The 25532-nt window shown below is 34.2% G+C and carries 26 protein-coding genes; 7 read left to right on the top strand and 19 right to left on the bottom strand.

Going from position 1 to position 25532, the window contains the following annotated elements:
• Positions 1–27 precede the first annotated feature (27 nt).
• The 8 genes from CVO_RS02180 to yajC form a co-directional block, all read right to left on the bottom strand.
• A complete protein-coding gene (locus CVO_RS02180; RefSeq protein ID WP_159569734.1) occupies positions 28–975 on the bottom strand; it encodes a M23 family metallopeptidase in 948 nt (315 codons plus the stop codon).
• On the bottom strand, positions 968–2116 hold the full coding sequence (locus tag CVO_RS02175; RefSeq protein WP_159569732.1) for a bifunctional folylpolyglutamate synthase/dihydrofolate synthase: 1149 nt from the start codon (positions 2114–2116) through the stop codon (positions 968–970). Before CVO_RS02175 ends, CVO_RS02180 begins: the two co-directional genes overlap by 8 nt.
• Before the next feature lie 53 nt (positions 2117–2169).
• Positions 2170–2700, bottom strand: a complete 531-nt coding sequence (locus CVO_RS02170) for an LPS assembly lipoprotein LptE (protein ID WP_241690989.1) — start codon at positions 2698–2700, stop codon at positions 2170–2172.
• 1 nt (position 2701) lies between these two features.
• Complete coding sequence (gene leuS, locus CVO_RS02165; protein ID WP_159569730.1) at positions 2702–5170, bottom strand: leucine--tRNA ligase; 2469 nt, start codon at positions 5168–5170, stop codon at positions 2702–2704.
• 10 nt (positions 5171–5180) lie between these two features.
• Positions 5181–5519 (bottom strand): DUF6394 family protein, encoded by a 339-nt coding sequence (locus CVO_RS02160; RefSeq protein ID WP_152299782.1) that lies wholly within the window; start codon positions 5517–5519, stop codon positions 5181–5183.
• A gap of 168 nt (positions 5520–5687) precedes the next feature.
• On the bottom strand, positions 5688–6659 hold the full coding sequence (gene secF, locus CVO_RS02155; protein WP_152299783.1) for a protein translocase subunit SecF: 972 nt from the start codon (positions 6657–6659) through the stop codon (positions 5688–5690).
• Between the two features lie 2 nt (positions 6660–6661).
• Positions 6662–8227, bottom strand: coding sequence for a protein translocase subunit SecD (gene secD / locus CVO_RS02150; protein ID WP_152299784.1), 1566 nt, complete (start codon positions 8225–8227; stop codon positions 6662–6664).
• Positions 8217–8483, bottom strand: coding sequence for a preprotein translocase subunit YajC (yajC, locus tag CVO_RS02145; RefSeq protein ID WP_152299785.1), 267 nt, complete (start codon positions 8481–8483; stop codon positions 8217–8219). Before yajC ends, secD begins: the two co-directional genes overlap by 11 nt.
• A 101-nt stretch (positions 8484–8584) precedes the next feature.
• On the opposite strand from yajC, the gene CVO_RS02140 reads away from it, so the two are divergent.
• The 4 genes from CVO_RS02140 to CVO_RS02125 all read left to right on the top strand — a co-directional run bounded on the left by CVO_RS02140 (position 8585) and on the right by CVO_RS02125 (position 13159).
• Entirely contained in the window at positions 8585–9823 is a 1239-nt protein-coding gene (locus tag CVO_RS02140; protein WP_152299786.1) for an apolipoprotein N-acyltransferase, read from the top strand.
• A gap of 82 nt (positions 9824–9905) precedes the next feature.
• Entirely contained in the window at positions 9906–12005 is a 2100-nt protein-coding gene (locus CVO_RS02135; RefSeq protein ID WP_152299787.1) for an RNA degradosome polyphosphate kinase, read from the top strand.
• 3 nt (positions 12006–12008) lie between these two features.
• The gene (locus CVO_RS02130) at positions 12009–12536 is read left to right on the top strand and encodes a gamma carbonic anhydrase family protein (RefSeq protein WP_159569728.1); all 528 of its coding nucleotides are present in this window, start codon (positions 12009–12011) and stop codon (positions 12534–12536) included.
• An 8-nt stretch (positions 12537–12544) separates the two neighbouring features.
• The gene (locus tag CVO_RS02125; RefSeq protein ID WP_159569726.1) at positions 12545–13159 is read left to right on the top strand and encodes a trimeric intracellular cation channel family protein; all 615 of its coding nucleotides are present in this window, start codon (positions 12545–12547) and stop codon (positions 13157–13159) included.
• A gap of 78 nt (positions 13160–13237) precedes the next feature.
• On the opposite strand, the gene argJ is transcribed toward CVO_RS02125, so the two are convergent.
• The 3 genes from argJ to rpmB are packed head-to-tail and all read right to left on the bottom strand — an operon-like array spanning position 13238 to position 15752.
• Positions 13238–14416: a bifunctional glutamate N-acetyltransferase/amino-acid acetyltransferase ArgJ gene (argJ, locus tag CVO_RS02120; protein ID WP_152299790.1), complete on the bottom strand. Its 1179-nt coding sequence runs from the start codon at positions 14414–14416 to the stop codon at positions 13238–13240.
• Positions 14409–15545: a potassium channel family protein gene (locus CVO_RS02115; protein ID WP_188093709.1), complete on the bottom strand. Its 1137-nt coding sequence runs from the start codon at positions 15543–15545 to the stop codon at positions 14409–14411. Before CVO_RS02115 ends, argJ begins: the two co-directional genes overlap by 8 nt.
• Positions 15546–15563: 18 nt before the next feature.
• The gene (rpmB, locus tag CVO_RS02110; protein WP_152299791.1) at positions 15564–15752 is read right to left on the bottom strand and encodes a 50S ribosomal protein L28; all 189 of its coding nucleotides are present in this window, start codon (positions 15750–15752) and stop codon (positions 15564–15566) included.
• A gap of 181 nt (positions 15753–15933) precedes the next feature.
• Here rpmB and rpe point away from each other — a divergent pair, with 181 nt between their 5' ends.
• From rpe to CVO_RS02095, 3 genes are read left to right on the top strand one after another with little or no spacing between them, the layout of a single operon-like run.
• Positions 15934–16575 carry a ribulose-phosphate 3-epimerase gene (gene rpe / locus CVO_RS02105; protein WP_152299792.1) on the top strand — a complete coding sequence of 214 codons (642 nt, stop codon included), beginning with the start codon at positions 15934–15936 and terminating at the stop codon, positions 16573–16575.
• A 2-nt stretch (positions 16576–16577) separates the two neighbouring features.
• The gene (locus tag CVO_RS02100) at positions 16578–17162 is read left to right on the top strand and encodes a phosphoribosylanthranilate isomerase (protein ID WP_152299793.1); all 585 of its coding nucleotides are present in this window, start codon (positions 16578–16580) and stop codon (positions 17160–17162) included.
• 13 nt (positions 17163–17175) lie between these two features.
• Complete coding sequence (locus CVO_RS02095; protein WP_241690988.1) at positions 17176–18009, top strand: 3'-5' exonuclease; 834 nt, start codon at positions 17176–17178, stop codon at positions 18007–18009.
• Between the two features lie 21 nt (positions 18010–18030).
• On the opposite strand, the gene accA is transcribed toward CVO_RS02095, so the two are convergent.
• From accA to CVO_RS02055, 8 genes are all read right to left on the bottom strand, one after another.
• Complete coding sequence (accA, locus tag CVO_RS02090) at positions 18031–18966, bottom strand: acetyl-CoA carboxylase carboxyl transferase subunit alpha (protein WP_159569724.1); 936 nt, start codon at positions 18964–18966, stop codon at positions 18031–18033.
• 15 nt (positions 18967–18981) lie between these two features.
• Entirely contained in the window at positions 18982–20199 is a 1218-nt protein-coding gene (locus CVO_RS02085; protein ID WP_159569722.1) for a beta-ketoacyl-ACP synthase II, read from the bottom strand.
• 98 nt (positions 20200–20297) lie between these two features.
• Positions 20298–20525: an acyl carrier protein gene (gene acpP / locus CVO_RS02080; protein WP_137013889.1), complete on the bottom strand. Its 228-nt coding sequence runs from the start codon at positions 20523–20525 to the stop codon at positions 20298–20300.
• Between the two features lie 548 nt (positions 20526–21073).
• On the bottom strand, positions 21074–22498 hold the full coding sequence (locus tag CVO_RS02075; RefSeq protein ID WP_159569720.1) for a phytoene desaturase family protein: 1425 nt from the start codon (positions 22496–22498) through the stop codon (positions 21074–21076).
• 4 nt (positions 22499–22502) lie between these two features.
• On the bottom strand, positions 22503–22859 hold the full coding sequence (locus tag CVO_RS02070) for a hypothetical protein (protein WP_152299797.1): 357 nt from the start codon (positions 22857–22859) through the stop codon (positions 22503–22505).
• A gap of 112 nt (positions 22860–22971) precedes the next feature.
• Entirely contained in the window at positions 22972–23610 is a 639-nt protein-coding gene (pdxH, locus tag CVO_RS02065; protein WP_152299798.1) for a pyridoxamine 5'-phosphate oxidase, read from the bottom strand.
• Positions 23611–23626: 16 nt separating this feature from the next.
• A complete protein-coding gene (locus CVO_RS02060; protein WP_241690987.1) occupies positions 23627–25123 on the bottom strand; it encodes an ABC1 kinase family protein in 1497 nt (498 codons plus the stop codon).
• 56 nt (positions 25124–25179) lie between these two features.
• Positions 25180–25443, bottom strand: coding sequence for a hypothetical protein (locus CVO_RS02055; RefSeq protein WP_152299800.1), 264 nt, complete (start codon positions 25441–25443; stop codon positions 25180–25182).
• Positions 25444–25532 lie beyond the last annotated feature (89 nt).

Raw genomic sequence — 25532 nt, 5'->3', positions numbered from 1 at the left:
TTATATTTTTGCAACCATTCAATCATGTTACTGCTGTAAATCCATTTGTAATGAGGGCAGTGATTGTGTCGGGTTTGAAACTTTTATATAAACGGTAGCTTCTATTAAAGAATGCCATGGTATTTTATTTTCTTTTTCAAATATATCTTTATAATTTTTAAGACTCCACTTTACAAATTCCAAAGGATTAACCGCTCTTTGAATAAATCTGATTTCATAATGAAGATGTGGACCGCTGCTTTTACCTGAGTTGCCGGTATATGCAATCAAATCACCTTTTTTTACAAATTTTCCTGATTTTATCACAATTTTGTTTAAATGCCCAAAATAAGTTCTAAAGCCATAATTATGCTGAAGAATCACGAGATTGCCGAAGCCGCTCTTCTTATGATAACCCGCCCATTCAACAATTCCATCAGCTGTTGCGTAAACAGGGGTATTAATCGCTGCTCGCAAATCGATGCCTCGATGAAACTCTTTTGATCTTAATATAGGATGTACTCTATAACCAAATTTGCTTGTAATTCCTTTATACTCTACAGGAGAACCACTTGGCACAAACTGCATAAGCGTTGTCATATGTTCAGAATTTAACTTTGTTAAATTCACTCTCTCGGCAAGCGTCATCTCTGCTGCGGGAGTCAAACCAATTAATGTCTCTATCTCAGAAAGTGATTCTGAAACCTCCGCAAGTTCTCTTTTTTTATCGATAAGAGATAATTGCGTCTCTTTTATGTTCTCATCTAATACTCTGTTTTTTTCTTTAAGCGCCAGATACGCTTTTTGCATATTTTGTCGTTTTAATTCTATCTTTTCTACTGTATAATTTAAGTATAAAATTGTCCCCACAGCAATAAAAGCAGAAGTTCCTATAAATAAAAGAGCGTAATAAATAACTTTTTTTATAAATTTATGAAGATTAAACTCTTTTATCCCTCTATCATCCTCTATTGTAATTGTAAAATGGTTATTCATAGTACTTCTTTAAAAATGTTTCAACAACACTAAAAGAACCAAAAACCAAATATTTATATCCAGGTTTTATCTCTTGAAAAATAGTATGTTTTATCTCTAAATTATTTAAAGTGCTTTGAATATCCTCTATTTTGGCAGCTCTTTGATCATGTATAACAATTATCTCCACTTGCAAAATAATTGGCTTAAGTATTGATAAGATTTCTTTGTAATTTTTATCTTTGTAACTATTATAAATCACAATATATTTGTTTCCTCTTAGTGCGTCTACCAAGCTTTTTGCCGCTAAGACATTATGCCCCACATCAACTATTATATTTTCATTTATTTTTGTCACTCTTCCAAAAAGAGGCGGATTTTGGAAATTTGCTGCTGTATATTCAAGCTTTAAAAAGTTCAATGCAGCTATACTTAATGATAAATTTTCTATTAAATACGGCACTAGAGAGAGTTTTTTTGAAATTTCTTCTATTTTTTGCTTATCTGCACTACTTAAAAGCTCTTCAACTCTGTAAATATTGAGTTTTTTTTCACTACATAATTTATCAGCAACCTTATAAACATCTTTGTAGTTTTGCATAGCCAATATAGCATTGTTTTGAATTGCATTTAATTTTGTAGCAGCTATCTGCTCTATATCTGAGCCTAAAAAAGTTTCATGGTCATATGCGATAGGAGTTACAAGTGTTAATGTTTTAGCAAATACCGCAGTTGCATCAAACTCTCCGCCAAGGCCAGCTTCCATTATAATATAATCACACTTTTTAAAAATTATCACTGCTAAAAGTGTAGTGTATTCAAAGTAACTAAGTGAAGATGCATCATTTTTGCTCAAAATTTTTTGAAGCTCTGCATATGCCTCTTCCAACTCTGCATTAGTTACATTTTTACCATTTTTCCATATTCTTTCATTAAACTCTAAAATATGCGGAGATGTATAATGACCTGTACTAAAACCCATTGAGTACAAAGCATTAGCCAAAAAACGGCCGGTTGTGCCTTTTCCATTTGTTCCAATTATATGAATTATCTTAGGATGATTTAAAAATGATTTAATTTTTTCATATACTCGCGGCATACGAGTATAATCAATCTTCTCATAATAGAGCGGTTTAGTATTTAAATACTCTTGTAGTGTCATTTATAGATTATTCTTTCTTTCGAATTTTTTTGCTTTATTTTGATTAACTTTAGTTACTGCTGTTTTTCAGCTCTTGCTCCTTCAGCAGAAACTTGAGCTGCAAATGATTTAATAGCTCTTTGTGCAGCAAATCCAATAGCCTCAAATCTATCTTGATCAGTAACTATAGCATTTGGTGCTACTGAAAAATCATAAAACCCTCTTGTGGTATAATTTTTTGAAGAGCCGTTTGTGTATTTTTCAATATTTAACACAACACTCATTCGATAGCCTGTTATATAACCATTTACATCATAGGTAATTGGCGCGTAACTAGGTTCATTCATTTTTATTACCAAATGCGTATCTGATACTGATCTGCTTACTAGCGATGCCTGGAAAACTTCTACAACTGCTCTATCAATCTCATCTTTTATTACAACTGTATTTTCAGGATCTTGCACAGAGATTATAACGCTTGTGCTTATCTTCTCTCCTAATACATCCCGAGAAAATTTAGCACTGGGTTTATACCCGCAACCGCTTAATATGATGAAAACTAAAAATAGTAATAAAAAGATTTTAATATTATAAAACAGTTTCAATTTAACCCTTGATAACTAAATTTACTAATTTTTTAGGAACTACGATCTCTTTGATTATAGTTTTTCCTTCCAGCCATTTTTGTGCCTTCTCTTTAGCAGCTTCAAGAATACTATTCTGATCTGCATCAACAGCAACTTCTATCTCGCATCTTCTTTTTCCATTGATTGAAACAGCGAGTGTTACAGCCTCTTCAACAAAAACATCTTCTATAACTTTTTGCGGTGTCAAGTTTTTAAGATTAAAGTATTTATTGCTTATTTCAGAACATACATGCGGAATTACTGGCTCCATAATAGAAGTTAAAATCCAATAACCCTCACACCAGACATCTCTATTTGTTTGAAGATTCAGAGCATTCATTGCTTCCATAACACCGGCTATCATAGTATTAAAAGTGTATTTTTCTGTATAAACATCAATAGAACGAACCAATGCTTCATACACCTTTTTTCTGGCAAACTTTTCCTCTTTTAAGAGAGATGCATGTTCAATAACAGGAACAGCATCTGTTTCATAAATATTTGAACTTCTGTCATAAAATCTTTTTATAAACTTATACGCACCCTCAACAGCACTGTCATTCCACTCCAACTCCTGTGTTGGAGGAGCTGCAAAAAGAATAAAGAGTCTTGCTGTATCTGCTCCATACTTCTCTATTATAGCATCGGGGTCAACCGTATTGCCTTTGGACTTGCTCATTTTGGCACCGTCTTTTAACACCATGCCTTGAGTGAGAAGTTTATCAAAAGGTTCGTCAAAATCCAAATAACCTAAATCACGAAAAACTTTTGTAAAAAATCTTGCATACAAAAGATGCAAAATTGCATGTTCAATACCGCCGATATATTGATCAACACCTTGATGCCCTTTCTGGTGCATCCAGTACTGAATCTGCTCTTTTGAAAAAGCCTCTTTTTCCCAATTTTTAGATGATGCACAAAATCTTAAAAAATACCATGAAGACTCTACAAATGTATCCATTGTATCTGTTTCACGAATTGCATCCTCTCCGCACTTAGGACATTTGCAATGCTTCCATGTCGGATGTTTCTCAAGCGGATTTCCCTCACCCGTAATCTCGATATCTTCAGGAAGCGCTACTGGAAGATTCTCTTTTTTCTCCATAACTATGCCGCATTTATCACAATGAATAAAAGGAATAGGTGCTCCCCAGTATCTTTGACGCGAAACACCCCAATCTTTTAGTTTATAATTGGTTGTTTTTTTACCTATTTTTTCTGTTTCAAAATACTCTATTATCTTTGATTGTGCATCTTTGGAGTTTAGCCCATCAAATTGAGCAGAGTTAAACAATTCACCCACTTCTGTAAATGCTTGATCATCACTTAATTCGCCCTCAAAAGATTTGATTACTGGGCGAATTGGCAGATTGTACTTTTTGGCAAATTCAAAATCTCTCTCATCATGAGCAGGAACTGCCATTACTCCGCCGCTTCCATAATCCATTAAAACAAAATTTGCTACCCATACAGGAATCTTCTCTTTTGTTAGAGGGTGAACTACATCTATATCTAAAGCTACACCGCTTTTTGTTTTTTGTCTATCAATAGATGACGCATTTTTCATCTCTTTGATTTTTACAACTGTCTCATCATCTAAAAGTGAGTTCTCAATCATATAAGTTACAATATCATGCTCAGGAGCCAAAGCTGCATAACTTACTCCGTAAATTGTATCAGGGCGAGTTGTAAACACATCAAAACCATCAAATTTGCTATCTAGCTTACTTAAAGATGCTTCATTAAAACAAAGCTTAAACTCCAAACCGTTTGATTTGCCTATCCAGTTTTCCTGCATTGTTAAAACCTGTTTAGGCCAGCCCTTTTCAAGTTTACTTAAATCACAAAGAAGCTCATCTGCATACTGGGTAATTTTAAAATAGTATTGATTCATATCTTTTTTAATTACCTGCGTATCACATCTCCAGCAGCAGCCCTCAATTACCTGTTCGTTAGCCAACACAGTCTGACAACTAGGGCACCAGTTTAAAAATCCTTTTTTACGATAAAGAAGTCCTTTTTCATACATATCGATGATAAAACCCTGTTCAAACTTTGTATAGAGCTCATCACTTGTTGCAAATTCTCTCTCTTTTGAAAAAGAGAATCCAAGAGATTTAAATTCCTCTTTCATATAATCAATATTGTCATAAGTCCATTTTTTTGGATGCGAGCCATTTTTTATAGCTGCATTTTCAGCAGGCATGCCAAAACTGTCAAAGCCGATTGGATGAAGAACATTAAAACCTTGTTGGCGGTAATATCTTGCAAAAGCATCACTTAAAGTATAATTTCTAACATGTCCCATATGCAATCTTCCGCTTGGGAAGGGAAACATACTTAAGATATATTTTTTCTTTTTTGTAAAATTTTCATTAGGCTCAAAACTTCTGTTTTTTGCCCAATACTCCTGCCACTTTTTTTCTAACTCTTTTGAACTGTATTCCAACTATAATCTCCTAATACTCATCACGATTTTTCGAACTCTCTATATAAACAAGTCCCATAGAGAATAAATTTGCTATCAATGCACCGATAGTCAAAGCGATAGCCCACTCTAAATTTCCAACAACTTCCAAATATATAAATGCCGGTATAAGATGTAAATCAGCTACGAGAGATGAAGCCAATAGCTCAGCAGAAAGAAGATTTCTAACACCTATTTTTAAAAATGTTGAAACTAAATTTAAACTTCCCGCGACAAATAGCGCCACAGCACTGTGCTCATACAAAAATCCCGCAATTGATGTTAAACTCATTAACGAGAAAAATACATATATTACCTTACCCCAATCCATAGCAACACCTTAGTTTTAAATTAATTAGAAGGATTATACAAAAAGTATCTTAAGTAGTGACTGAAGTGTTTATTGAGTTGTTTTTGAAATAATTTTTATGAAAATATTATCCAGGCAAAAGCCTAGAAAAAATAAATATAAAGAAGAAGATAGAGACTTTTTAATTTTTTACATAACTCCAGATTCAAATTGAGATCTCATTCTCTCTTTCTCCGCTTCTCTTTTTGCTTTCTCAGCGAGTTTAATATGATATTTTTTCACATCAAAACCAAATAGAAGCAAAATAGGTGAAGCTACAAAAATTGATGAATAAGTTCCAATAACAATACCTACCAAAAGAGTAAATGCAAAAGCATGAATAATTTCACCGCCAAACATAAAAAGCGTAAACACAACAAAAAGTGTTGTAAGTGAAGTCAGAGTTGTTCTAGCTAATGTTTTTGTAATAGAATCATCTATAATTTCTGAGAGTTCACTCTCTCTGGTTTTTACTACACTCTCACGAATTCTGTCAAAAACAATTATTGTATCATTAAGCGAGTAACCAAGAATCGTAAGAAGTGCAGCTAAAACATCTAAGTTTACCTCCAAGCCGACCAAAACTATAGCACCAAGAGCGATAGAGACATCATGAACAAGAGCGATAATAGAAGCAACGGCAAATCTCCACTCAAATCTAAATGCAACATAGATTAAAATTCCCACAATAGCCAAGATAAGAGACATGATCCCTTTTTCTTTTAACTCGCTTCCGACTTTTGGACCAACTATATCAACACGACGAACCTCAAATTCTCCCGTATCTTTAAGTGACTCACGAGTAACATCGCCTATATCGACGGTAACATTTCCGGTAGTTGTTTTCATACGGATAACGACCTCTTCGGCAGAACCAAATTCTGTAATCGTGGCATCCTCAAAAATTTTGTTACCCTTTAGCTTCTCTCTCATATCATCAATTGGCGCATCTGTTGTGTACTTCACCTGAACTATTGTTCCTCCGGCAAAATCTACACCGTAATTAAGACCTTTTGTTGCCAAAAGAGCGAATGAACTTAAAACTAAAACTATTGATAAAATCATTGCAAGTTTTGACTTGCCCATAAAATTAAAGGTTCTTGTATATTTAAAAAATTCCATAATTAACCCTTAATTCCAAACCATAAAAGATTGTTTTTGCTTTTTTGAATTCTTTTTTCTAACATTTGATAAATCCCATGTGTTCCAAGAATCGCAGTAATCATTGAAGCTAAAATACCGATACTTATCGTGATTGCAAAACCTTTAATTGCTCCTGTTCCGTACGCATACAAAACAACAGCAGCAATAAGTGTGGTAATATTTGCATCCAAAATAGCTCTCATTGCATTCGAATAACCCTCTTCTATTGCTCTATGAGTCGATACACCCTCATGTATAAGCTCGCGTATACGCTCTGATATGATAACATTGGCATCAACTGCCATACCGACTGTTAAAACAATACCCGCCATACCCGGAAGTGTCAATGTTGCGCCAAAGAGACTCATAACCGCTAAAATAATAAAGAGATTTGCAATCAAAGCAATATTTGCAATAATTCCTGCAACTCTGTAGTAAGCAATCATAAATACAATTACCAATATAAATCCGCCAATAAGCGCAATCATACTTGCTTTAATGCTGTCAGCGCCAAGACTTGGCCCGACTGAACGCTTTTCCATAAGATAAATTGGCGCCAATAAAGAACCTGAACGAAGAGCAATAGCTAAATCTTTTGCTTCCATAACAGAGTAGCTGCCTGAAATTTGTCCACTTCCGCCGCCAATTCTCTCATTTATCACCGGAGCAGAATAAACCTTGCCATCTAAAACAACAGCTAAGCGTTTTCCAACATTCTTACCGGTAAAATCGCCAAATATCTCAGCACCTTCAGCATTAAGTGAAAAATTAATAAGAGGACGATTGTTTTGATCAAAACCTACATGAGCATCTGTAAGCATTCCTCCGTCTAATATGGGAATTTCATGCACCAAATGTTTTATTTCCGGATTTGCGGCATCTTCTAAAATAACATCTCCATAAGCTGCGGCATCACTTTCGCTCATAGTATGAACTCTGGCAGCTCTATCTTCATCAACAGCCATAAGCTCAAGTTTTGCAGCACGAGATATAAGTTCACGGGCACGCTGCTCTTCATCAGCACTCTTAATTCCTGCTAATTGCACAAGAATTTTTTCTTCGCCTTGACGAGCAACCACCGGTTCTGTCAAACCAAATTGATCAAGTCTGTTTCTTATTGTTTCAATCGCCTGAGAAATTGCCTGTTTCTCTGTCTCTGCTATCTCTTCATTAGTAAGACTCAGAGAAATTTTTTCATCAACAACAACTACAACGGCACCCTCTATTTCATGTAAAAATGTTTGAACAGTTTTTGCATCATCTTTATCTAAAAGAGTAAATGTTATCTCATTTTCATCAAAATGAAGAGAATCGATTAGGATATCTTTTCTCTCACTAAAGTGTTTAATACTTGCAGCAATTGATTTAATACGGGATTTTACAGCTTCTTCAGTTTTTACACCAAGAAGCATATGAAGTCCGCCTTGAAGATCAAGCCCTAAAGTAATTTTTTTTCCGTCTTGCATCTGAAACAGAGACGGAGCTGAAAAAAAAAGACCAAATATTATAGATAAAGCAAAAATAACTACGCGATAATTAAGCTTCATCCTCATACTTTCTAGCAACTGCTTCTTTAGTTATTTTTACAATAGTTTCATCATTGATTTTAACACTGAAAAATTGCTCTTCAACTTTGTAAACCACTGCTATTACTCCGCCAGCAGTAACTATTTTGTCACCTTTTTTAAGAGATGCTATCATCTCTTGTCTATTTTTTGCCTCTTTTTGCTGTGGGCGGATAATTACAAAATACATAATTGCAATTAAAATTATAAATGGCAGTAACTGACTTAATATTTCCATGAGTTAGGGTTTCCTTTGAATAAATTGAGACGATTATACAAAAAGTATATTAATAAAAGACTGAATACTGCTATAATTTGCACTAAAAATAGAGTAAAAATATGATCGAAAAATTTCAAAAAATTAAAAATAATTACAATCCTGCACTCTTTGATTTACTATGCGGAGTTATAGCTTCGACTTTTTTTAGTGCATTTATCTATTTTGAACATTTTGACATAACCATAAAAATAGTAAATACAATTTTTGGGCTTATGGCTCTGTCTATGCTTTTATATATGCCAAAGAGAGCTCTTTTAGTAGCAGGTTTTTTTATAGGTTTATTTTGGTTTTACTGGATTGGATATAGCTTCAAATACAATGGCGTTGGTTATATGGAGCCTTTGATTACCATACTTTTTGCTATTGTCTATATGCTTTTTTTCGGAATTTTGGCATTAACAAACAGTGTGGCGCTTCGAGCTGTTTTACTCTTTTGTTTAAGCTTTATTGAACCTTTTGATTTTAACTGGCTTCAAATTGAACTACTGTTTGTAGAGAGCTATTTGGGAATATTTAAATACCATCTTTTTCTTATACTTCTTGCTCTCTCTTTACCAAATTACATAAAAAAAAGATATAAATTTACTCCTCTGCTGCTTTTAGCACTCACTATAAACTTTAATCCTCCAGTAAACAAAGAAGCTCCCTTAAAGATAAAACTTGTTGCTACAGATATTAAACAGGACCAAAAATGGGAGAAAAGGAATCTATCTGCAACTATTGAGTTGATTTTTAGAGAGATAGAAGATGCAAAAAACAGCGGATATGACATCGTTGTTTTACCTGAATCAGTTTTTCCTTTTTACATGAACAAAGCGCCCCTTATTATAGAAAAGTTAAAAACATTATCATATGATATAGCCATCGTTGCAGGTTCTCTGCTTAGTGAAGAGAATATGCACTATAATGTAACCTACATATTTAACAACGGCCATTATGAAGTGGCAAAAAAATTGGTTTTGGTTCCCTTTGGCGAATACATTCCCCTGCCGAAATTTGCACAAAAATTTATAAACGACTTCTTTTTTGCGGGAGCATCTGATTTTAAAACTGCTGACAAGGCAACTGATTTTATTATTAAAAATGTAAAATTTAGAAATGCCATCTGTTATGAAGCTACATGTCAAGAAATTTATGAAGGTAATGTGAATTTTGTTATAGCTATAAGCAACAATGCCTGGTTCGCTCCCTCAATTGAGCCAACTCTGCAAAAACTTCTTATGAAATATTATGCGCGTAAAAATAAAACTACTATCTATCATTCAGCCAATTACAGAGGTACAAGTGTTATAAAATAATAAAAAGTGTCTCTATTTGTAATTTTTATGTAACAACTTCTTAGATATAATAAGAGAAAATAATTATTTGGAGTTTTTGCTAATGTTAAATCTAAAAAACCCAGTTTTGTATAACAACCGTGAACTATCATGGCTTCAATTTAATACAAGAGTTTTAAAACAAGCACAAGATGAATCTCTTCCTCTTTTGGAGCGCCTTAAATTTTTAGCTATTTATGGAACAAATTTAGATGAATTTTATATGATAAGAGTAGCTGGACTTAAAAAGCTTTTTGCTGCCGGTATTATAGTTTCGGGTGCTGATAAATTAACTCCTTTGCAACAACTTCGTGAAATAAGAAAATATCTTCACCAAGAGCAGCAAGTACTAGAGCACTGTATGAACGGTATCTTAAAAAAGCTTGAATCCCAAAATGTCAGCATCAAATCTTATAACGATGCAAGCCAGCATCAAAAAAAACAACTTAACAGATTTTTTAATGAAAATATCTATCCGGTTATTATTCCTATCGCTGTTGATGCAACACATCCATTTCCGCATTTAAATAATCTTAGTTTTGGACTTATAGTAAAATTAAAAGATAGTGACAACACATCCATAGAAAGATTTGGAATTATTCGTGTTCCTAGGGTTTTAAACAGATTTGTAGAACTTGAAAATAATGTTTATATCCCTATAGAGAGCGTTATAGCACAACATATAGAGAGTCTTTTCCCGGGATATACACTTATAAAATATGCCTCTTTTAGAGTTACCAGAAATGCTGATATTGAGATTGAAGAAGAGGAAGCTGATGATTTTCTGGAAATACTTGAAGAGGGATTGAAGCTTCGTAAAAAAGGGGCTATGGTTAGACTTGAAATCGGAAGTGATGTTGATGAAGAAGTTATTAATTTCTTTAACCGTCATACAAATGTATATAAAGATGATATCTATAAATATCATACTTTTTTAAACCTATCGGGTCTTTGGCAGATAGTTTCAAATAAACAGCTTGCCCATCTTTTAACAGAGCCTTTTAAACCAAAAACAATTCCGCCTTTAGAGGGGAGTGAAAACATTTTTACTACTTTGGAAAAACAGGATATTTTGCTTTATCATCCTTATGAAAGCTTTGATCCTGTTGTAAAACTGATTCAAAGTGCTGCAAAAGATCCAGATGTTGTTTCTATAAAAATGACACTCTATCGTTCGGGAACTGATTCACCAATCGTTAAAGCTCTTATGAGTGCAAGCGAATCGGGCAAGCAGGTAACAGTTATGGTTGAACTTAAAGCAAGATTTGATGAAGAGAACAATCTTATCTGGGCAAAAGCACTTGAAAAAGCTGGTGCACATGTTATCTACGGAATCAAAGGTTTTAAAGTTCATGCAAAAGCAACACTAATTACAAGAAGAAAAAACGGTAAACTTAAGCAATATGCTCATTTAGGAACTGGAAACTATAACCCTTCTACTGCAAAAATCTATACAGATATGAGTTACCTAACCTCAAAAGATGTAATTACAAACGATATGACACGATTTTTTCACTTTTTGACAGGTTTTAGCAAAAAAGGCAAGCTAAATGAGCTCTATATGTCTCCATCACAAATTAAACCTAAATTGCTTTCACTTATTCAAAATGAGACAAGAAGGGGTCCTGAAGGCCGTATTATTGCAAAGATAAACTCACTTGTTGATGAAGATGTAATCAAAGCTCTATATAAAGCAAGTGGAGCCGGCGTAAAGATTGATCTTATCGTTCGAGGTATATGTTGTTTAAAACCAGGGATAAAAGATGTAAGCGAAAACATCAGAGTTGTCTCCATTTTAGGCAAATATCTTGAACATGCAAGAGCATTTTATTTCAAAAATGACGAATCTCAAGTTTATATCTCAAGCGCTGACTGGATGCCAAGAAATCTAATGAGGCGTATAGAACTTTTAACTGCGATTAAAGATAAAACATCTAAAGATAAGATTATACAAATACTTAATCTTCAATGTGCGGACAACTCTTTAGCACATGAACTTCAAAGCGATGGTTCATATATAAAGATAAAAGATGAGAGTGCAAAAACTATAAACAATCATAAACTTTTAGAAGATTATGTAAATAAAATTGTTAAAGCCACAACAAAAGAAACTGCAAGTTCAATTGAAGAATTAGCATCTCGCATATTTATGGAAAATGAGTAACTTATGTTATATGAATTTAAAAACATAAAACCAAAACTTGGCGCTAATACCTGGATTGCACAATCAGCTGATGTTATAGGTGATGTTACATGCGGAGAAGATTGCTCTATATGGTTTGGAACGGTTGTAAGAGGTGATGTTCACTATATAAAAATAGGCGATAGAGTAAGCATACAAGATCTTAGTATGGTTCATGTAACTCACTATAAAAAAGAGGACAGGAGTGATGGAAATCCTACTATAATCGGCAATGATGTAACAATTGGCCATCGTGTGATGCTTCATGGATGCACAATAGAAGATGCCTGCCTTATAGGGATGAGTGCTACTATACTTGACGGTGCTGTCATTGGAAAAGAGTCTATTGTAGGCGCCGGCGCGCTTGTAACAAAAAATAAAATCTTTCCTCCCCGTTCGCTAATCATGGGAAGCCCTGCAAAGGTTATAAGAGAGCTAAACGATGAAGAGGTTAAAGAGCTCTACGCTTCTGCATCACGCTATGTAGAGTTTAAGTCTCACTATCAAAAATAGATAGATTTATGCCTGAATATTTTATATTTGCAGATATCATCGGAATTGCTGCTTTTACTATAAGCGGCTTTTTAATCGCTATTAAAAATGATCTTGATATTTTGGGTGTGCTAATAGCGTCGTCACTTACTGCTCTTGGAGGCGGAATCATTAGAGATGCCATACTTAGCTCTGCTCCCTTTGCATTTACAACTTTACATCCTGCTCTGACACTTATAACAACTATTTTCATTGCATATATATTTAAGCTTTATAAAAAAGACTCTATAGAAAGAAAGTGGATGTTTGTAGTAAGCGATACAATCGGTCTTGTCGCTTTTAGTATAACTGGCGCACTTTTAGCTATAAATGCAGAGTATAATTTCTTTGGCATAGTTATTTTAAGCTTTATTACGGCGGTAGGCGGAGGAGTTAGCAGAGATATTATGATAAATCAAGTTCCTACAGTTCTTGTTAGCGATTTTTACGGTTCTATCGCAGTAATTGTAGCGTTTTTGCTTGGAGCGCTTAACTTTTTTAATGCAATTAATGAATTTAATATCATTATTGTCGCTCTTCTTAGCATAACACTAAGACTCTTAGCATTTAAAAGAGGATGGCATCTGCCAAGGCTTAACAAATAAGAAGATTTCAAGTAAAGGACAGCTCTCTTTGCTAGCAAAAAAAAGCGTCAATTAAATATATTATGCAAAAAATAGATTTTATGTTCTATAATCTGCATTTATCTTTACATACTCATGTCCTAAATCACATCCATACGCTTTAAAACTGCCCTCTCCAACACCTAAGTCGCATGAAATAGTAAATTTTTGATGCTGCATAATAACAGCGCACTTCTTCTCCATCTCAGCATCAAAAAGAATCTCTCCCCTGTCATAAACGCATAGATTGTCAAATGAGATTTTCAACTTCTCTTCATAAGCCTCTACCCCGCTTGCACCAACCGTCGAAGCGATTCTTCCCCAGTTTGGATCTTCGCCAAAAAGTGCAGTCTTTACCAAAAGCGAATCCGAGAGCGCTTTAGCAGCAATCTCCGCCTCTCTATCATCTTTTGCACCTGTTACTTTGTAGGTTACAAGTTTTGTTGCACCCTCACCGTCACGCACCATCTCTAATGCTAAAAAATGCATAATTTTAAAAAGAACTTCTTTAAATGCCTCTTTATTGTAAGCACCGCTTCTACCATTTGATAAAAGCAAAACAGTATCATTTGTAGAGGTGTCTCCATCTACGCTTATGGCATTAAAGGTCGTAGTTTTTATCTCATCTAAAGCCTCTTGCATTTCACTTTTACTAACATTTGCATCAGTTGTGATAAAACATAGCATTGTAGCCATGGCAGGATTTATCATCCCGGCACCTTTTGCTATAGCTCCCATACTAAAACTGCTTCCATCATCCAACTCAACTTTAAAAGCTATCTCTTTAGGAAATGTATCTGTTGTCATAATAGCTTTTGCTGCGCAAGCAGAATCTCTTCGGCTCAAATCAAAAAGTTTCATCCCATCTATAATTTTAGCTTTTGGAAGTCGAACACCGATTACACCTGTTGAACTCATAATAGGATTTTTGGCTTGTAAGGGACAGAAGGAGAGTACCTCTTTTATATCTTCAACTCCTGCCTGGCCGGTCATTGCATTTGCATTTTTAGAATTTATAAGAACAAAATTTGTCTTAAAATCTCCCATTTGGCGAAAATGTCTAATTGGTGCCGCATACATCTTGTTTGTTGTAAAAACAGAAGCCACCTCACACAAATCTTCGCTATAAATAAATGCCATATCTTTAGCGTTACCTTTTTTAAGTCCTGCACTTATGCCATCTGCAAAAAAACCGTCACTAGCGCATACTCCGCCTTGCGAATATACTATATTATACAAATCTTAGCTCCTTTGGCTTGTCTCTTCTTCTTAAGAGCTCTTTTGTTACATTAATACCTTGTTGTGTTCCTATAACAAGTAGTTTGCATTCACTTGTAATCAAAACATCTCCTTTTGGCATAGCTAAAAATTTACCATCTTTTTTAGTAATACCTACTACAGATGTATTTGTTATCTCTCTAATATGTGTCTCTCTTAATTTTTTAAGAACCGACCAGCTATATTTTGGTACTTCTATCTCTTCCATATCAAGAGGATTATCGCTTTTATATAAAAATTCTTCAAGCAGATTTTCCATATCTGGACGAGCTGCCATTGCGCTTACTCTTTGAGCAGTTAACTTTGTAGGAGAGACGACAGTATCAGCACCAAGTTTTCTTAATTTTCCAATATCACTTACCGTTTCAGCTGAAGAGATAACATAATAAGGTCTTGGCAAAAAATGCTCTTTTTCAAAAAGTCTAACTGAAGCTATCAAAGCTATATTGTCAGATATAGAGTTAGAGAGCGTTATCAGACCTTTTGCTGATGAGAGATGCGCTTTAAGCATGGTGAGCTCTGCGTGCGGTTCAGCTTTTAAATATGTAGTATAGTTATGCTCTTCGGCCCATTGATGTATCTCTTCTCTTGGATCTACAACTACAAAAGGTATATGATTTTTTCTTAACTCTTTTGTGACTTCAAGGGTATAGTCATTATGATAACATACAACAAAATGCTTTTTTAATCTTGCTACACTATATAACATTCTTCTCTCCTTAATTATTTTACTAAGATTTCCTTTTCCGACAACATCAACAACAATACCGATTGCAATCGTAAATACCGTAAATCCTAAAATAATCAGAGTTACCGTAAATATCTGCCCTGCTGCTGAAAATTCTCCCTCATTTAATGCACCGAATCCGACTGTAGTAAAAGTATATCCGGTTTGAAAAATTGCATTCATTATGGTGTAATCTTCAATATAAATATAGCCTAAAGTTCCTATAATCATAAGAAGTTGAATTAATACTAAAGGTGTTCTAAATGGTAAAAGTTGAGAGTACAGCTCATTATTGAGTGTTATATGAGGTTTGGGAGATGACTCCCAATGTAGGAATTTTCGAATCTTCTCTAAGAGATTCAAGTTTATTTCCTGTTAGTCTTAAGAATTTTTCTTAAGCGTGCGTAGTTCTTTTGCAGAGATTTTAACCTTTTTTGTAGTGCCATCTTCTAAAGTTATACGCACTGTTCTAAGGTTTAATAAAAAACGACGTTTTGTTCTATTTTTAGCATGAGAAACATTATTCCCGCTCATCGGGCCTTTGCCGCTTATAGCACATCTTCTTGCCATCTTAGCTTCCTTGTGTTAGGTTTAATTAAAGTTGCGAATTATATCAAGCCCAAACAAAACTTCTGCTTAAGGGCAAATATAAATATTTTTATTTTGTTAAATTAAGAAAATAAAAGCAACTTCTAAATACCAAAACAGTAGAATAACAAAAAAAGTCTCTATATGCTAAAAAGGAAATATAATGTATGTAGCCCCAAGTGTCCTGTCTGCTAATTTTGGCAATCTTGAAAGAGATGTTAAAGCCATCTGTGAAGCTGGTTGTGATTTTGTACATGTAGATGTAATGGATGGACATTTTGTTCCAAATCTGACAATAGGTCCGGTTGTAGTCTCTGCTATTGCCGCATGTGCTACAAAACCGCTTGATATTCATCTTATGGTTGAAAACAATACATTTTTTGTAGATCTTTTTGCTCCTTTAAAACCTGAATATATCTCTTTTCATATAGAAGAGGAGAAACACCCCCACAGATTGATCCAAAAAATCCGCTCACTTGGCATAAAACCGGCAATCGTTTTAAACCCTCATACGCTTCCCGAGTCTGTAGAGTACCTGCTTGCTGATTTGGATATGATTCTTTTAATGAGTGTAAACCCGGGTTTTGGCGGTCAAAGTTTTATCGATAGTGTTATTCCTAAAGCAAAAAAATTAAGTGCCATGAGGGATAAAATAAATCCGAACTGCCTTATAGAAGTAGACGGCGGAGTAAATGATAAAAACATAGCTCTTTTAAAAGATGCGGGCGTTGATATCGTAGTTGCAGGCAGTTATGTTTTTAATCATTTTGACAAAAAAGAGGCAATTGCCTCTTTAAAAATTTAACTATGCGTACTAAAATCTGCGGTATTACTTCTTATGAGGATGCTATGACAGCAATAGATGCCGGCGCAGATGCTTTGGGATTTGTATTTTATGAAAAATCTCCTAGATATATCTCTGTATCGGATGCAAAAAAAATTATAGCCAAACTGCCTCCGTTTATAGAAAAAGTGGCTCTTTTCGTTAACAGCGATGCACAGGTAATAAACTCATACTGCCAAGAAGCCGGGGCGACACTTGCCCAGGTTCACTTTGAAGCTCCATATGAACTTTATGAACAGTTGTTCGTCCCATATATAAAAGTTGTACGAGCAAAAGAGGCTAAAGATATTTTACAATTTAGTAATGAGTATAGACTTATTGATGCCTATTGTGAAACATATGGCGGAAGCGGAAAAAAACTAAATATAGAGTGGTTTAAACATGTAGATTGTTCCAAAATCATTTTAGCAGGCGGACTCGATCCTCAAAATGTATCCTCTCTTAAACAGTATGGTTTTTACGCTGTTGATGTAAGCAGCGGTGTAGAACTCTCATATGGAAAAAAAGATGCATCTAAAGTTAGAGAGTTTATAAAAAATGCAAAATAACGGATTATAGTAGATGCTGCTTAATAATAATTTTTCTTTAGATGCTAAAAGCATATATAAATTATCTTCAAAAGGGCTCTCTTTAAAAACCTTAAAAGAGCAGATAGATGAAGATTTGGATTTCCTGCTTGAACTTTGGCATTCACAAGGTCTAGAGATTTTAAAACACCAGGGAAATTTTTATTTTGCAACAAAATTTATCTCTCTTGAAGATGCTGAGTTTTGTATCGTTGACATAGAAACAAATGGGTCCAAAATAGATAAACATCAAATAATAGAATTAGCTGCCATAAAAGTAAAAAATAGCAAAATTATTGATAGCTATGAATCTCTTGTTCGCTGCAAAGAGATAAACCCGCATATAACAGAAATAACAGGCATAACTGCAGAAGACACAAGCGATGCACCAGATCTGAAAAAAGTCATGTATGATTTTAAAAACTTTTTGGGAGATGCTGTTTTTGTTGCGCATGATGTAAAGTTTGATTATAAATTTATATCATTAAGTATGCAAAAAATTGGTTTAGCGCCACTTTTAAATAGAAGTTTGTGCTCATTATCATTAGCAGAAAGAACTATAGAATCATATAGATATGCCCTTTCTTACTTAAACAAATCATTTGGACTGCATCCCAGTGCAACACATCATAGAGCAATGAGCGATGTCCTTACAACTTACGAACTCTTTAAGTTATCAATGGCAAATATAAAAAAAGATGTGAAGACAGTTGAAGACTTTATAAAATTCACTAAAGAGGCAAAAAAATTAAAAAGATTAAAATTTGACCCTTTTTTAGAAAAAGAGTCTCAATGCAAAACGCAAGAAGATAAATTAAAAATCAAATAACTAATGCTAAAAAAAGCATACTTACTCGCTGAAAGCTCCAACACTTACAAGCTTTTTATATCTAGTTTCCATTCTCTCTTCATCAGACATTTCACGAAGTTTTGATAATTCAGATAAAAAATACTCGCCTATTGCAGCAGCAGCACCATCTCTGTCTCTATGAGCACCAATTAAAGGCTCAGCCACGATGTCATCTATAAGGTTTAACTCTTTTAAATCTTGACTGGTTATTTTCATAGCATTTGTTGCAGCTTCTGCTTTTGCGGGATCATTCCATAAAATAGCAGAACAACCCTCAGGAGAGATTACACTAAACACAGAGTATCGCATCATAGCAAATTTATCTGCAACCCCTATAGCAAGAGCTCCACCGCTTCCACCCTCTCCAATAACTACAGAAATAGTAGGAGTTTTCAGCGCTGAGAGTTCAAGCAGATTTCTAGCAATTGCTTCACTCTGGTTTCTCTCTTCAGCTCCAATTCCTGGATACGCACCCGGAGTGTCTATAAGCATAAGAACAGGTATGTTGAATTTTTCTGCCAGCTTTGCAGCACGCAGCGCTTTTCTATATCCCTCCGGATGAGGCATACCGAAATTTCTTTTTATCTTATTTTTAGTTCCACGACCTTTCTGCTCACCGATAACCATAACTTTTTCATTACCGATATATCCTAAATAACACAAAATAGCAGCGTCATCACGAAAATGTCTATCTCCGTGAATCTCATATTTATCTCTCATAATTAAATTAATATAATCAAGTGCATATGGCCTATCTAAGTGACGCGCGAGTTGAAGCTTCTGAAAAGGTGATAAATTATTAAATATTTTTGAAACTTCTTTATTCAAGTTTTCTTGAAGTGTTTTAACTGCACCCTCATCGTGACGAACCTGCGCAGATATAATATCTTCTTGAAGAAACTTAATCTTGTACTCAAAGTCTAAATATGTTGCCAAATCAGATCCTTATACTTAGATTTTTTTGAATATAATAACACCATTTGTTCCGCCAAAACCAAAAGAGTTACTCATTATTGTATTTAATTCTGCTTTTCTAGCTTTATTTGGAACTACATCTAAATCACAATTTTCATCTGGATTTTCATAATTTATAGTAGGAGGAATTATTCCATCACGCATTGCCATTAAAGAGATTACAGCTTCTATACCTCCTGCAGCTCCGAGACAATGACCTATTTGCCCTTTGATAGAACTTACCGGAGGACAATTTTCTTTGCCTCCAAACAACTCTTTTATGGCTGCTGTTTCATTTTTATCATTGATAGGAGTACTTGTTCCATGCGCATTTATATAATCAATTTTAGGTTCACCTGCCATTTTGTAAGCAGCTTTCATTGCACGAGCCGGACCGTCAAGACTTGGAGTAGTAATATGATTTGCATCACCGCTTTCACCAAAACCAACAATTTCAGCATAAATATTTGCTCCACGAGCAACAGCATCCTCGTATACCTCTAGTACAAGTGCAGCAGCTCCTTCTCCCATAATAAAACCGTCACGATCTGCATCAAACGGACGAGACGCTTTTTTAGGGTCATCATTTCTTGTTGAAAGCGCTTTCATAGAAGCAAATCCGCCGACACCGGCACCTGTAATAGCGCATTCAGCTGAAACTACCAACATTTTATCCGCACCGCCACACATAATTGTTTTTACAGCTTCACTGATTGCGTGTGTTCCCGCAGCACATGCAGTTACACTTGATAAGTTTGGTCCTTTTGTTCCTTGTGCTATAGATATAAAACCGCCAAGCATATTTACAAGCGCACCCGGAATAAAAAACGGGCTTATTCTTCTTGGACCTTTTGTCTCTATAATAATTGAATTTTTTTCAATAGAGGGAAGACCGCCAATTCCAGAAGCTGCGCTTATACCAAATCTTTCCATATCTGTGTCTTCAGAAAAGTTAGCTTCATTCATCGCTTCTTGAGCAGCTTTTAATCCAAGATGAATAAATCTATCAGCTTTTTTAACCTCTTTTGCTTCCATAACAGTTGAGGGATCAAAGTTTTTAACTTCAGCTGCTATTTTTACACTATAATTTTCCGGATCAAAGAGAGTGATCGTGTCAATTCCACACTCACCCTCACAAATAGCTTTAAAAGAACTCTCTTTATCATTTCCAACTGCATTTATCGTACCCAGTCCAGTAACTACAACTCTTCTCATTAAAATCTCCGTAAAAATATAAATACTTTTTAAAAATCAAAAAAATGATTACTAAAAAATACTTACTACTGAGGAGTCCTCAGTAGAGTTTAAAACAATTACTTGTTTTCGATATAGTTTACTACATCTTTAACAGTTTGAATTTTTTCCGCTTCATCATCAGGAATTTCAATATCAAATTTTTCCTCAAGAGCCATTACTAATTCAACTACATCAAGGCTATCAGCACCTAAATCTTCAACAAACTTTGCATCCTCTTTTACCTCATCAGCGTTAACGCCTAATTGCTCAACTACTACTTCTCTAATATCATCTAAAAGTGCCATTCTAGCTCCTATGTTTATATATAAAATTTCGTAATTGTAGCATATTTAACTTAAATAAACTATCAGACTAATAAAATTAAAAAGAGCCTCTTTAGGCATAATAATCGATTTTTATTCAAAAATTTTTCTAAAAGCTTTTGCACCATCTTTACTTGATTCTATGGTATCAGAAATATTTCTAAAAGTAAAACTAAGTTTGCTCTGTTGAACTGTTTGAATATCTTTTATTTTAGATTTGAAAGTCCTGCCTCAAATTTTTAACTCTTCTTATCTTCATAAAAAGAGAGAAATTCATTAAGACTCTTTTTATTCTCTTTAAAGCTGTGTTTAATGGCATTTTCTACAATAAGCTGTATGGAAAACTTTGGCACACTCCAGTGTTTGGGTATAGGCTATATATGAAGTTTTACTTTGTTCGCAAATCTATAAAGTAACGCTCCAGTAGTGTATGTTAAAACTCCTATAATAACAGAGATAAAAACATTCCAAAAAACAGCCCAATAAACAAGATATAAAACCAATCTTTTGTTTTTATATAGAGGGCTATATTATGCATCTAAAAGCCTTTTTAGATTTTTTACACCAAGCATTACACCTGGCCAGCCTTGAGCAGGAAAAACAGTATCACCGACATTGTATAAATTTTTTATAGAGGTATCATTTCCAGGTAGAAACGGAAGAAAATTTTTAAAAGTCATGGCATTACCTCCCAGTTGTGATCTTCTTATATAGCGATAAAATGTTTTTGAGGTTGCACCAAAACTCTGAACTATTTCATCCTCTTTTATATCAAGTTTCTTTAAAATTATTTCTCGCAGTATATCCTCAAGCTCTTTTTTTCTAGCTTTATAAAAACTTTTATTCTCCCATAATCTGCTGTCGGTGTGTATTGAAGCTGTAATACTATAGTGCCCTTTTGGCGCAATCAAAGTATCATTTTTATCAGAAAAAGAGACAAATAGCGCCTTTGAAAGAGTGTAGGGAAGAGTATCTTCTTGGATGATTTGGTAGTGATGATGAAAATTTTTCTCACTTTTTATAGTCATGTAAAACATAAACGAACTTTGATAATTATCTAGTTTTTTATACCTTTTATAGTAATTTTTTATCTCAATATCATTAAAAAGTTTGCCGCTATCATACACTGTAGAATTAAGAATCACTTTTTTTGCTTTATATCTCCCATTTTTAGTATAAAGTTCAAAGTGATTTTTATGACGAGAAATAGAGATTATTTCACTTTTTCTATGTAACTCTTTGACATTTTGCGTTATATCGTCAAAAAGAGTGCTAAATCCGCCCAAAACATAGTAATTTTTATTAAATGTATAAGCCAGAGAGAGCGCTGCAGTAAAGAAGTTTATCTCTCTAAGTGGAGCTTGAGCAACGATAAATATTTGAGATTCCAAAAATGCAATATACTCATCATCCGCATCGGCAAAAAAATTTTTTATAAACGAATGAGCATTTGCAACAAGATACTTTTTAAACCTTAAAAAAATAGGCAAAAAACTAAAAAGTGACTCTACTTTTGAAAAGATATTTGAATTTGCATAGTAATGTCCGCTAAATCTGTAAAACTCTCTATTTATATCATAGATAAGTTCCCAAAATACTCTATTTTTTTTATGCGGATAGTTGAGTTGCAATATTTCAAAAAATTTTTCAAAATCTCTGTATCTAGGAGTTACCTTTTCATTGTGTATAATAACAATAGATGGATCGCTCTCTAAAAGATTTGGCACTACTCCAATAGCATCAAAAATCTCTCTGACAACATGCCCATCTTCATATCCGGCAAGTGTTGTAGCGCCTGTGTTGTAGTTGTAGCCGGCTCTTGAAAATGAAGAGCTGCACCCTCCAAGATAGGGCTCTTTTTCAAATAAAATAACATCAAAGCCTTTTGAACTCAGAAGCGCCGCTATAGAACTCCCACCGATGCCTGAACCGACTACTGCAAAATCTTTTATCATAAAGTTAATCTATTAAAAAATCTGCCAAATTATTTTTACCATAACTTATATTTGGATCTGTATCTTTAATCTGCTTTGCAATATGCGCCATAATTATTTTAACACCATCTGTTTTTTGAGGGTCGGTAAGAGGTAAAAGTCTCACCGTCAGGCTTGATTTTTTTTGACTAAGCTGCACAAAAAAGTTTTGATTTTTTCCATTTTCTATCGCAAGAGAATCTATAAGAACTGTTTGCTCATTTGCATTTATGTATTTATCCATAACCTTCAACATTCCACCCTCTATCTTGTTTGCAAAGGGCTGCACGGCATTAAAAGCATCTCTTGCTTTGTTAATATTTTCTAAAACTATATGTGGCATAAATCTCTCCCTATTTTTTTTAATGTAGTTTATATTAAATTAAAAGAGTTTTGTACCCTCTTTTTGTCGTTTTAACTAATAAATAACTTTTAATTACTCTTTAACAACTTTCTCACGGTGCCAATCGTGAAATTTTCCATCTATTACCTTCTTTTGTATAGAGAATTCTATCATGCAAACGGCTCTCTCTTCCTTGCCAAAACTCCATTTTGCTAGGCTTTACTCTATAGCCGCCCCAAAAATCCGGCAACGGAACTTTACCGCTTTCAAACTTCTCTTTCATCTTCTCAAGTGCGATAGAAAGAAGCTTTCTAGAGCTTATAATTGTGCTTTGCTCACTTACCCATGCACCTATTTGACTGCCACGAGAGCGTTTCATAAAATAAGAGAGCGACTCTGTGTGGGAAATTTTCTCACATGCGCCGATAATACGCACCTGTCTCTCGAGATCTAACCATAAAAACTCCAGTGCAACATTTGGATTTTGTTCTATCTCTTTTGCTTTATCGGAGTTGTAATTTGTAAAAAACACAAAACCTTTCTCATCAAATATTTTTAAAAGAACAGCTCTTATATTTGGAATATTTTGCGCACTGCTAGTAGCTAAGAGCATTGTATTTGGTTCTAATATTTGTGCGTTTTGAGCCTCTTTAAACCACTTTTCAAACTCCACAAAAGGGCTTGCATCTACGCTGCTCTCATCAAGTTCGCTCTGTTTATACTCTCTTCGCATATCTTGTAGATTTAACATCAGTTTCTCCAAATATCTATTTGTTTAAAATTCTTATTGCACCAAAAGCGAAAAACCCTACAGCCAATACTGCAAACTCTTTGTCATATAAAAGAATAAAAACACTCAGAAGCATAAATACAAAAGAGAGAGAATTTGATTTTTGACTCTCTTTTAAATCTCTTTTTATCCACTCTAACTGATCAAGAGAAAGTTCAACTTGAAGTTCATTAGCACTTATTTTTTTTAGAGCCGATTTAAAATCTTTTGCAAAAAAAGGAATTTCTTTTATCTCATCTATAAGCGTCTCTATGATGCTGTCTTTTGCTCCCAATGCTCTTGGGATATTCTTTTGCAAAATAGGTAAAATATCCTTTATGCCATTAAAATTTTCTATATATGTTGTTCCTAAGCCCTCAACTATGGCACTTACTCTCAAAATATAAATAGCATCGCTTGGAAGTTTAAAAGGCAAACCTCGTGTAGATTCTAAAACTTCAAAAGCAAGTTGCTGCATTGATTCGCTGCTTAGATTTTCATTGGAAAATATCTCAAACATTTTAGAAGTAAATTCTGCCACCTCTGCAACAGGGGCTTCATAAGCAACGGTGCCTAATTTTTTCGATGCGGCGATATAGCGTTCATAATCTTGCTCGTTTGCCGCTTTTATAAGCTCTATGATAGCAACCCTTGAGCTGTTTGGCACCATTTTCACCATACCAAAATCCAACAAAATCAGCTCACTCTCTTTGTTTACAAGCAAATTCCCAGGATGCGGATCAGCATGAAAATAGCCTTTAATTAGCATCTGTGTCGTATAAAAATCTACAAGTTTAGATATGATGGAGTTAAAATCTACTTTGTGTTTTAAAATATTTTCTTTGTCATCAAAACGAAATCCCTCCTCAAAACTCATAACCAAAGCATCGTCGCTGCAAAATTGTACCAAAGGAGTTGGAAACTTTATACCTGCATCTTTATATACAGATGAGAATTTCTGAAGGTTTTTTAATTCTTGAGCAAGACTCACCTCTTGAAGAATCATTTTTGAAAATTCACTTACAACTGCCTCAATAGAGTTTTTTGTGTAGTGAGAAAGAAGAGGCTTAAAAAGAGTATTAAAAAAGTTGATGATTTTTATATCTGCTCTTACCATCTGTTCGATATTTAGGCGTCTAAGCTTTACTGCAACTTTTTGTTCTTTATGTGTATAAGCGACATGAACCTGACCTATGGAAGCAGAAGCAATAGGCTCTTTTTCAAAACTCAAAAAGGTTTCACTCCTAAAAGCCTTTGAATAAACCTCGTTAAATTCCGCTTTGTTCATCGGAGGAAGCTGATCATGAAGCTCTTTAAGCTCTTGAAGATACTCTTTATCAAAAAAATCAGCTCTTGTAGCTAAAACTTGTGCTAATTTTACAAAACTAGCTCCCAAATAAGTTATGGTCTCTTTGAGTTCTTTTGCACCTAATGGCTTAATACCAAAGAAACTCTTTTTCTTTTTTATAACCAAATAGATGCTAAGCAAAAACATAAAAACTCTCACCACTCGCATAGGTGAGTAGAAATCAATATTTTTGAAAAAAGTTTTTATTTTAAATCCTCTTTTAGTTTATCTAAATCCGATTTTGTCGCAACGCCAAGCTCATCGATAACCTCTTTGAGAGCACTCTTAAACTGCTCTTTGATGCGTATCTCTTCCTCTTTTCCTTTTGCTTCGATAGAATCTAAAAAACTTTTCGCATCATCTGTTTTAATTTTTCCCTCATCTTGAAGTTTTTTAACTTCCGCCTCAACTCTCTCTTTTAAAACAACCGCGGCACCAATGCTCGTGTAGAGTAAATCTTTAAACATTTTTTTTCCTTTCTAAAATACTTTTTGTAATTTTATGTCTATATGCAAACATTTTATCAAATTCAAACTGAATAAAAAAATCAAACAGC

Source organism: Sulfurimonas sp. CVO, from assembly GCF_009883775.1.
GTDB classification, from domain to species: domain Bacteria; phylum Campylobacterota; class Campylobacteria; order Campylobacterales; family Sulfurimonadaceae; genus Sulfurimonas; species Sulfurimonas xiamenensis.
The sequence above is the reverse complement of the archived record's forward strand: the minus strand, read 5'-3'. Positions and strand labels throughout refer to the sequence as shown.